At 69.1% G+C, this 8,901-nt stretch carries 8 protein-coding genes and 5 pseudogenes; 5 read left to right on the forward strand and 8 right to left on the reverse strand.

Annotation, left to right across the window (positions count from 1 at the left end):
- The first annotated feature begins 157 nt into the window (after positions 1–157).
- Both Ae717Ps2_RS37135 and Ae717Ps2_RS35825 read left to right on the forward strand, forming a co-directional pair.
- Positions 158–382, forward strand: a complete 225-nt coding sequence (locus Ae717Ps2_RS37135) for an IS30 family transposase (protein ID WP_139319118.1) — start codon at positions 158–160, stop codon at positions 380–382.
- 78 nt (positions 383–460) lie between these two features.
- Positions 461–1,073, forward strand: a pseudogene (locus Ae717Ps2_RS35825) (transposase); the annotation flags it as partial.
- A gap of 15 nt (positions 1,074–1,088) precedes the next feature.
- On the opposite strand, the pseudogene Ae717Ps2_RS40845 reads toward Ae717Ps2_RS35825, so the two are convergent.
- From Ae717Ps2_RS40845 to Ae717Ps2_RS34725, 7 genes and pseudogenes are all read right to left on the reverse strand, one after another.
- Positions 1,089–1,283: pseudogene (locus Ae717Ps2_RS40845) on the reverse strand (hypothetical protein); the annotation flags it as partial.
- 226 nt (positions 1,284–1,509) lie between these two features.
- Positions 1,510–1,656 carry a hypothetical protein gene (locus Ae717Ps2_RS37965; protein ID WP_158071578.1) on the reverse strand — a complete coding sequence of 49 codons (147 nt, stop codon included), beginning with the start codon at positions 1,654–1,656 and terminating at the stop codon, positions 1,510–1,512.
- The gene (locus Ae717Ps2_RS34715; protein ID WP_144276144.1) at positions 1,653–1,856 is read right to left on the reverse strand and encodes a hypothetical protein; all 204 of its coding nucleotides are present in this window, start codon (positions 1,854–1,856) and stop codon (positions 1,653–1,655) included. The genes Ae717Ps2_RS37965 and Ae717Ps2_RS34715 overlap by 4 nt, the downstream gene beginning before the upstream one ends.
- Positions 1,857–1,942: 86 nt before the next feature.
- Positions 1,943–2,125: pseudogene (locus Ae717Ps2_RS40850) on the reverse strand (Scr1 family TA system antitoxin-like transcriptional regulator); the annotation flags it as partial.
- Positions 2,068–2,523 carry a helix-turn-helix domain-containing protein gene (locus Ae717Ps2_RS34720; RefSeq protein WP_075334987.1) on the reverse strand — a complete coding sequence of 152 codons (456 nt, stop codon included), beginning with the start codon at positions 2,521–2,523 and terminating at the stop codon, positions 2,068–2,070. The pseudogene Ae717Ps2_RS40850 and the gene Ae717Ps2_RS34720, both read right to left, overlap by 58 nt.
- 6 nt (positions 2,524–2,529) lie before the next feature.
- Positions 2,530–3,068, reverse strand: a pseudogene (locus Ae717Ps2_RS40855) (DUF6879 family protein).
- On the reverse strand, positions 3,065–3,421 hold the full coding sequence (locus tag Ae717Ps2_RS34725; protein ID WP_144276145.1) for a hypothetical protein: 357 nt from the start codon (positions 3,419–3,421) through the stop codon (positions 3,065–3,067). The pseudogene Ae717Ps2_RS40855 and the gene Ae717Ps2_RS34725 overlap by 4 nt, the downstream one beginning before the upstream one ends.
- Before the next feature lie 1,781 nt (positions 3,422–5,202).
- Here Ae717Ps2_RS34725 and Ae717Ps2_RS40005 point away from each other — a divergent pair.
- The 3 genes from Ae717Ps2_RS40005 to Ae717Ps2_RS40865 all read left to right on the forward strand — a co-directional run bounded on the left by Ae717Ps2_RS40005 (position 5,203) and on the right by Ae717Ps2_RS40865 (position 6,752).
- The gene (locus Ae717Ps2_RS40005) at positions 5,203–5,331 is read left to right on the forward strand and encodes a hypothetical protein (RefSeq protein WP_255407999.1); all 129 of its coding nucleotides are present in this window, start codon (positions 5,203–5,205) and stop codon (positions 5,329–5,331) included.
- A gap of 408 nt (positions 5,332–5,739) precedes the next feature.
- Positions 5,740–6,111, forward strand: a complete 372-nt coding sequence (locus Ae717Ps2_RS40860) for an AAA family ATPase (protein ID WP_075334989.1) — start codon at positions 5,740–5,742, stop codon at positions 6,109–6,111.
- A 410-nt stretch (positions 6,112–6,521) separates the two neighbouring features.
- Complete coding sequence (locus Ae717Ps2_RS40865; RefSeq protein WP_369804906.1) at positions 6,522–6,752, forward strand: ParB N-terminal domain-containing protein; 231 nt, start codon at positions 6,522–6,524, stop codon at positions 6,750–6,752.
- A 649-nt stretch (positions 6,753–7,401) separates the two neighbouring features.
- Here the strand turns inward: Ae717Ps2_RS40865 and dnaB are convergent.
- A pseudogene (gene dnaB / locus Ae717Ps2_RS34740) lies at positions 7,402–8,787 on the reverse strand (replicative DNA helicase).
- Positions 8,788–8,901: the final 114 nt, after the last annotated feature.

An 8,901-nucleotide genomic window follows, 5' to 3' on the forward strand; every position in this document is an offset into this window, starting at 1 on the left:
TGGTCCTCGTGCCCCTGACCGGCCGCGACGCGCTCACCGTCGGCCGTGGGGTCATCGCCGCCACCAGCGGTCTGCCCGCGCACATGCGGGCCTCACTGACCTGGGACTGCGGTGCCGAGATGGCCGGCCACGCCACCGTCACCAAGGGCTCGATGCGGTGTACCTCGCCCACCCACACTCGCCGTGGGAACGCGGCAGCAACGAGAACCTCAACCGCATCGTCCGCGAGTACTTCCCGAAAGGCACGGACATCACCTCGGACCCGAAATACCTGGCGATGGTGGCTTGCGACATCAACGACCGACCCCGTAAAATCCACAACTGGAAGAAGCCCTCCGAGATATTCGCCGAACTCGTTGAGCTAGATGCTTCAACCGCCTGAATTCGCGGGGCCTGACCCGGTTCTTGGACACGCTGAATCCAGCACTTGGTGCTGGGGAAGCGAGATGATCTGAGAATCATGGCCAGGAAGAGCTACTCCGAGGAGTTCCGTCGTCAGGCCGTGGACTTGTACGAGTCCACCCGGGCGCCACGGTCCGCGGTATCGCCGAGGACCTCGGCATCGTGCGCGGACGCTGCGGCACTGGCTCGAGGTCTACGGGACCGGCAGGAAGACCGCCGCTGACCGGACACCGACCTCCAGCCCGCTGCAGTCGAGGACGGCCACGAGACGAGCCCGTCGGCGCGACCGATGAGACGCCGGCCCAGAAGATCGCCCGGCTTGAAGCGAGGGTGGACGAGCTCGAGATCGAGACCACCAAGCTCACGACCGAGCGGGAGATCCTTCAGCGGGCGGCCAAGTATTTCGCCGGGGAGACGCGCTGGTGAGTCGCTTCCAGTTCGTCGCCGACAACTCCGCCACCTTCGAGGTGAAGCGACTCTGTGAGCTCGTCGAGATCGAGCGCTCGTCCTACTACGCCTGGGTCAAGGCCGCCCCGGCACGCGACGAGCGTGCCCGGGCCGATGTCGAGCTCGCGGAGCGGATCAGGGCCGTCCACGCCGAGGACAACACCCAAGGGGCGCCACGGACCCACCACTCCGTGGGCGAAGTGGGCGGGCCGGGCGAGGGCGTCCTCGCGGCAGGCCTGCAGGATCGGGCAGCTCATGCAGAGCGTCTTGGCCTCGGCGGTCTGCTGCAGGGCCGGTCCGCTGGTGCCGACCGGGAAGAACAGCTCGACGTTGTCAGGGGCGGCGCAGGGCAGCCGCGACGCGCGTCGACGACCGGCATGACCGGCGTGCGGCGCGTGCTGGGTACGGTCTTCATGGGCGCCTGACTTCCTCATGCAGGGGATCGGTTTGGTAGTCCGCTCTGAGGCCTCGGCGGTGCCAGCCGCCGGGCCTCTCTGCACTCAAGACTAGTCGACGACTAGTCGGGAGTCGCGCCTGATTCCCGTCCTACCGCACGAGTGCGCACATATGTCCCGCGACCAGCAGATTTACCGAGTCGGGACCTAGTCGCGATCTGCGACTAACTCGTCGTCGTGGTCCGGACGGGGAGGCGGGCCCCGGTCACGACGGTTCCGGGTGGACGGTGTCCATGTGCAGCCGCAGCCCCCGGCGTCCGCCCTGGGTGCACAGCCCGCACACCCCGCAGGACCAGGTCAGATAGTCGTCGTCGGGCAACTCGTCGCCGGGCATGACCGGGGTGCCGGTCATGAGCCGTTCGAGGTGAGCTGCCTGAGGTCGTCGCGGATCCGGTCGAGTAGAGCCAGGAGCGCCGGGCCGTGCTCGGCGAGGCCTTGCTGCTCGGCGAGGAACTGCTCGTAGAGCTCCACGTCGGCGGGCTCGGTGACTTCCTGCTCGGCGGTGAGGGTCTCGATCTCCACGGTCGACGGCGCGTCGGCATAGCGCAGCACCACGAACGAGTGCAGCGGGGCGCGGCGGTGCGCTCCTGGGTCTCGCGTGACAGGACGCCGATGCGGACGTTGGGCAGTCCGGCCAGGGTGGCGATGCGGTCGAGCTGGGCGAGTGAGAGCGCGACCGAGCCCGGGCGCCAGCGCAGCGCGGTCTCGGTGATGACCAGGTCGAACTGCTTGGTCTCGTCGAAGAGCACGGTCTGGCGGTTCATCAGCGCCAGCACCGCGGCCGGGATCTCGTCGGCCGGGAGGGTGTGGACCTCACGCAGGCGGCGGGCGTACTCGGGGTCTGCAGCAGTCCGGGCACCACTTCGGACTGGAACACCCCGATTCCGCTGGTCTCGGTGTCGCGGCGGCCTCGCGCGTCCTGCTGGGTCGCGGCATCCGGGCGGTCGGCGTCGCGCCAGGGACGTACGCGGGTACCGGTCTCGCGGGCCAGGGCGGGCACCTCGGTGCGTTCGTCGTCGCTGGCCTGGACCCGGTCGAGCCACTGGTGGATATCTGCGATGACCAGGGCGGAGGTGCCGTTCTCCATCTTGGAGGTCTTGCTCTGTGACCAGCCGAAAGGCTGCCCGAGGGCAGCGGCCGACAGCCCAGCGGCCTGGCGGAGCTCCTTCAAGCGCGCCGCCAGGCGCTGGTGCTGAGGGTGGATCTCGGCGCGAGTCAAGGGTGCTTAGCTCGCAGCGTGCTCAGGGGTCTCGGCGCCAGTGCGCGGGCCGGGACCAGGCGGTACTGGTCGAAGGGCACGACAGCTCGACGGCCCGTCGGCGGATGGCGATGTAGGGGGCGGGATCCCCGCCTCGGAGACGCCGAGGAAGTGCCCCTCGTCGTCGAAGTGCTGCAGCACGACGATGCGCTCGTCGAACATCCAGAAGTCCTGGTGGGTCCATCCGTCATCCGAGCCGAGCCAGTGCCGGTCGAGGATCCGGACCTCCTCCCCGCCGGGAGGTTCTCGCGGGGGTAGCAGAGCAGCTGGAACCGCGTGTAGTCGGTGACCGGGTGGCCGAGCAGGCGGACGCGGCCGAAGTACTTGCCCCGGCCGACCTGGGCGTGGACGTTGGCCAGCCACTCGTCGTCGTCGACCGTGCGCGCCGGGAACGACTCGTGCGCGAGGAAGGCGTCGAAGTCGGGGTCCTCGCCGGGGATCGCGTAGGTGTCGCGGCACTCGAGCCGGAACGCCGACTCCCGGTAGGTGCGGTAGAGCTCGTTCAGGTCCGGGGGTCATACGGCCTCCTCGTCGACTCGGCGGCAGCGGCCAGAACAGCCAGTGCTGGTACCTCGTGCGCACGCTCGCCAGCAGGACAGCGCAGCGTCGTGGGTGTGCCGGCGACCTCGAACCACTCCCCCGCCGCCCGGAGGGCAGTCGAGCGCGGCGCCGGCACCGCTCCTGGCTCAACACCGTGCATCACGAGCTCACGCGCGGCGCGCTCGATCAGGTCGCGCGGCACCCTCACCAGCTGGGGCGTCGCGACATAGCCCTGCACAATCACCGAGCCGCGCTCGGTGAGCCACGCGGTCGGACAGTTGCCGTTGCGGCACTCCATCGTCCCGGCGAGCAGCTGCATGCCCATGAGGTCCGCCTTCCGTTGAGCCGTGATCCTAGTACTCCGAAGACTAAGCGCGACTAGTCGGGCTGGCAACGACGCCGGCGAGACCCGGCGCAGGATCCCGGTCGACGAGTGCGGGAGCCGTCGAGAAATTTCCGGCGTCGCGCGCGTACGCGTACGTCGCGTTGCTCGGTCCCTGGTGGCGGCAGGTTGCTCGCCGGAAATTTCCCGGGCGGCTCAGGAGCGGTCCCCTCCTCGCCGTGCATGCGAGCGGCCCGACGCCGCCGGTGCGGGTGGGACACCGAACGACCGCGGCGGGGCCGGCCGCCGCTCGCACGCTCGCCCGGCTCCAGCCTCATCTGCTCCGGACTCGAACCCGCAAGCAGCACGAACGCTCCCCCCTGCCCCGCCCTGCCGGTCGTCGACCGGCGCTCGCCAGAGCTCGATGGGAGGGATCCGAGTGCGGGAGCCACTCCGCGGGCAGGACGGCTCTGCCTGCAGTCCGGGGCCGTCCACCCGGGGCCCGCGGATTCGATCGTCCGCCCCGCGGCGTCGCTGACATGCCAGCTTCGGCGACACGGCCCGGCGCTCGACCCGGGCTGGGCGCGATCCCTCGGGACTTTCCAGGCCGGCACACGCGCCGGAGATCGCCACCGGATCGAGTGGGTCGGACGCAGACCGGCGCCTCCTCGATCCGGAAATGTCCGTGGAAATTGGGTCTCGCGGTTCCGGGCGGCTTCTACGCAACGCACGCGTACGCGCGCGGCGGCCCGGCAGGATGCGGGCACGCCCGGGTCTTCTACTCCCCGGGCACCGGCCGCGCTGCTGACGCGTCGACAGGACCGGGAGACGTCGGCTCCCCTTTGGAGCTGCTGAGCACGCCCCTCGACGCGTCTCGCCTCACGGGCCCTACGTCGAAGCCGCCCAGTCCGGAATGGCGCGCCTGCGAGCTCTGTACCGCGACCTGACCAGGAACAACTGCGTCAGGAACCGACGACGTAGCCCCGGCGGACGCCCCCGCCCTTCATAAGGGACGTCACGCCCAGCCTGAGGGACCGATCGCGCGGCTGACGCTGGTTCACCCGAGAGCCGCTGGAAGTTGCGTAGTTACTGGTCAAGGCTCACCGCGCCCTGGACGGGTGCTCGCATCCCCTTCCGGAGGTCAGATCGACGCGCAGCAGGCGCGGGAACGCCTGTCTCGGCTGGTCAGAAGGCATCTGCAGGGCCTGAACGGGCACTCACCCGCCAGGGACTCGGCTGGATGCCCGCGCCGAGCACGCGCGGCCGGCCCACCTCCGCGGCCTTCCCAATCAGGCCTCGCCACAGTTGCGATACTGTCTCGCTAATAGATGTTGTCGAATCCGCCGTCTCCGGCAGGTTCGCACGGGCTTCGGGCCGGGCGAGAACGCGGCGAAGGTGCTGGTCCGGCCGGGTGTCCGGCTGCGTGTCCGGCGGACCAGCCGCGTTCGGCAGCCGTGCGCGATGCCGAGGATCGAGCGGGCACATTCGGTGACCTCGTAGCCCCGGGGCGCCGCGGGCTCGCTGCTCGGAGACACGCTCACGCGGGCTCTCGGCCACACCGAACGTCGGTACAGTTCCCGGTACCGAACCAAGCGGGTGAGTGGAGCGAGGATGCGCGAGGGTTCGCTGGTCGCCAGGGCAGACGAGCACGGACATGAGGTTCTGGTCGCCTACCGGCCGGTGCATTTCACGCTGGACGACACCGCGCGTGCGATGCACGCCGTGGTGGACCCCACCTGCGGAAGGTCTCCTCCCGCGCCCGGGTCGGCCGCAGCCTGGTGCGCGACGTTCTGCGCCAGATCGCGATCGACGACTGGCCGGCCGACTTCGTGGCCGATCCGGAGCGTGTGGACCACTGGCGGAAGTGGCTGGTCGCGCATGGGGTATTCCGTTCAGACGACGGCTGAGCGCACGGGCGACCGTGTCGTGCGATAACCCGGTTATAGGCGCGAGGCACTCTCCGAGGACCTCGGTGCAGCACGATGTCGCCGAGCGCCGACGTCGTTCGCCCAGGGCCTCATCGGCGGGTCGCTTCGAAACGGAATCCTTCGCTACCGAGCGATTGACCCCGGGCGGCAGATTGAGCCGCCAGCGAGCACGTCGACCGAAGAGCTGCGCACCCTGCCGACGAGAAGACGGTGATAACCGGGTTATACCGTCGCCGTGGTGCGCGACCCTGACGCCACACGCCGTGGGATGGCGTCGGAGCGCAGGCGTGCAGATGGCATCATCTGACACGACTTATCCGAAGTAGCGCCCCGATTCCGGGCCGTGAAGTCCACGGAAAGGTGGCCATCTTGGCCAGAGTTCACGCTGTGTGCTGCCAGAAGGGCGGCGTCGGCAAGACCACGATCACCGTCAACCTCGCTGCGGTCGTCGACCAGGTACTGGGGGGCGACGATCCGTCCGTCCTGGTCGTCGGTACCGACCCACAGCGATCGATGGATTGGTGGGCGAGCCGAGTCGGTGATGACATCCCGTTCGCCTACACCGAGACCGACGACCCAAGCGATCTTGAGCGGCTGCGATGCCGACTACGCGCACGTGTTCGTCGACACCCCAGGCAGCCTGGAGAACGAGCACATCCTCCGGTCGGTCCTGAAGAGCGCCGACGACGCGATCGTTCCGATCACGACGGAGCCGCTCACCTTCGTGCCGGCAGACACGACGATCACCCAGGTCGTTGAGCCGCTGGGTGTCCCCTACACCGTCGTGGTGAATCTCTGGGATCCACGCGACGGCCGGGTCGACCTCGACGACACCTCGCCTTCGCTCGGAAGAAGAACTGGCCGCTGGCGAACTCGGTCGTCCGTCGGTACAAGATCCACAGCCGGGCGGCGGCCGAGGGCGTGGTCTGCACCCAGTACGCCAAGAGCCGCGTGGCCTTGGAGGCGCAGCAGGACATCCTGCGGCTGGCACTCGAGCTCGGCTACGGACACCCGATGAGCGAGGTGGCCGCGAGCGCATCGGACTCTGGGGTCGGCGCGCCGGCGAAGAAGCGCAAGCGGGGGCGAGTCTCGTTCAGCTCCGATGTCTTCGCCGAGGAGACCTCGCTGCACGCTCTGGCCGACGGCGGGGCGTCCAGCGCCGGATCCCGTTGTCCGACTTGGCCCACAATCCGCGCAACCCGCGTTACGGCTACGACGACTCCGCGATCGAGGAGCTCGCCGACAGCCTTCGGGAGCACCATCAGCTGCAGCCAGCGACGGTGGTCGCCGAGATGTCTACCTTGCTCACTATCCCGAGGACGCGGATCAGCTCGGGACCGCGTCGTGGGTGGTCCTCATCGGAAACCGCCGGCTCGCAGCCGCCCACCTGGCCGGGTTGACCCATCTCGTGGCATCGGTCGAGATCGGCTCGGCGGAGCGGACCCGATGCTGGCCGAGGCCACGCTCGTCGAGAACATCCACCGCCAGGACCTCCCCCACTGCTGGAGGCCAGGGAGCTCCAAGGCCTTGTCGAGCGGCATGGTTCGCAACGCGCGGCGGCGAAGCGTGTCGCGAAGACCCAGGCGTGGGTCTCCCAACGGCTGTCTCTCCTCAAGCTCACCCCTGAGCTACAGGAGCAGCTCCGCGCCGGCGAGCTATCGGTGAAGGAAGCCCGAACCGTCGCCTCGGTTCCCGCGGAGGAACAGGCGGAGAAGCTCAAGACTCTGCGCGACAAGCCACCTGCTGTGGAGGTCGTGACCTCTTCCGCTGGCGCTGATGCCGATGCTGAGGCTGCGAACGGGTCCTCCTCCCCCGTTCGGCGTCCGAGCCGGGCGCTCGTGACGAGGCTGTGGACGTCGACAAGATCGCCCGGCGCCTGCGTCGGCAGCTGGACGACGACGGGCTGGAAGCGCTGATCGGCGCGCTGACCGCGCTTCGGCGTTGAAGTCGATAACCCGGTTATCGCCGACCCACAGTCGATAACCGGGTTATCGGTCGCTCGCTCGCAGCGGGTTCCGATAACCCGGTTATCGGCCGCCCCGGCGCGGCTCAGCCGTGCGCCAGGTCGGAGAACCGGCTGTAGTGCAGCTGGTGGCCACCGTGATCGTCGTGGTCGGGCCGTTACGGTGCTTGGCCAGGATCAGGTCCGCCTCGCCGGCGCGCGGATCGTCCTGTTCGAACGCGTCGGGCCGGTGCAGCAGGACCACCATGTCGGCGTCCTGCTCGATCGAACCGGACTCACGCAGGTCCGACAGCATCGGCCGCTTGTCCGTGCGCTGCTCGGGACCACGGTTCAGCTGGCTCATCGCCACCACCGGCACCTCGAGCTCCTTCGCGATCAGCTTGATTTGACGCGAGAACTCGGACACCTCCTGCTGACGTGACTCGACCTTGCGGCCCGAGGTCATCAGCTGCAGGTAGTCCAGGATGATCAGCTTCAGGTCGTAGCGCTGCTTCATCCGGCGCGCCTTGGCCCGGATCTCCATGAGCGTCAGGTTCGGCGAGTCGTCGATGTAGAGCGGCGCCTCGGAGATCTCCGACATCCGCCGCGCCATCCGCGTCCAGTCCTCGTCCGACATCCGGCCGGCGCGCATGTCGGCCAGCCGGATCCGCGCCTCCGCCGAGAGCAGACGCATGACGATCTCGGACTTGCTCATCTCCAGCGAGAAGAACGCGCTGGTCATGCCGTTCTTGATGGAGCACGACCGGGCGAAGTCAAGGCCGAGGGTCGACTTGCCCAGACCCGGACGGGCCGCGACGACGACCATCTGCCCCGGGTGCAGGCCGTTGGTCACGGCGTCGAGATCGGCGAACCCGGTCGGCACGCCCGCGGCCATCCCGCCCTGGGAGGCGATCGCGTCGATCTCGTCCATGGTGGGCTGGAGCAGCTCCTCCAGCACCGTGTAGTCCTCGGTGGTGGTGCGCTCGGTGACCTCGTAGACCGCGGCCTGTGCCCGGTCGACGACCTCCTCGACCTCACCGCCCTCGTTGCCGTGGTAGCCGAGCTGCACGATCCGGGTGCCGGCCTCGACCAGCCGCCGCAGGATCGCCTTCTCCCCGACGATCTCGGCGTAGTACGCGCGTTCGCCGCGGTCGGCACGGTCGCGATCAGGGTGTGCAGGTACGGCGCCCTCCCAGCCGCACGAGCTCGCCGCGCCGCTGCAGCTCCGCCGACACGGTCACCGCGTCGGCCGGCTCCCCACGGCCGTAGAGGTCCAGGATCGTCTCGTAGACGGTCTGGTGCGCGGGCCGGTAGAAGTCCTCCGGGCGCAGCACCTCGACCACGTCGGCGATCGCGTCCTTGCTCAGCAGCATGCCGCCGAGCACGGACTGTTCCGCGGTGAGGTCCTGTGGGGGCTGACGGTCGAAGGTGCCGCTGGCTACGGACCCATTACCAGGTAATGATTCGCTGCCGTGGGCCTGATCGTGGTCGATGGGCTCGGCTGTCAACGGAACCTCCGGGGGGCTCGGCGGAGCGGACGGGCGGCGTGGGAGGTGCGCTCGACGCGGGCGCGGGCGAGCGCACGTTCGTGGGCGGAGCCCGCCTCG

The sequence above is a fragment of the Pseudonocardia sp. Ae717_Ps2 genome, from assembly GCF_001932475.1.
GTDB lineage: Bacteria > Actinomycetota > Actinomycetes > Mycobacteriales > Pseudonocardiaceae > Pseudonocardia.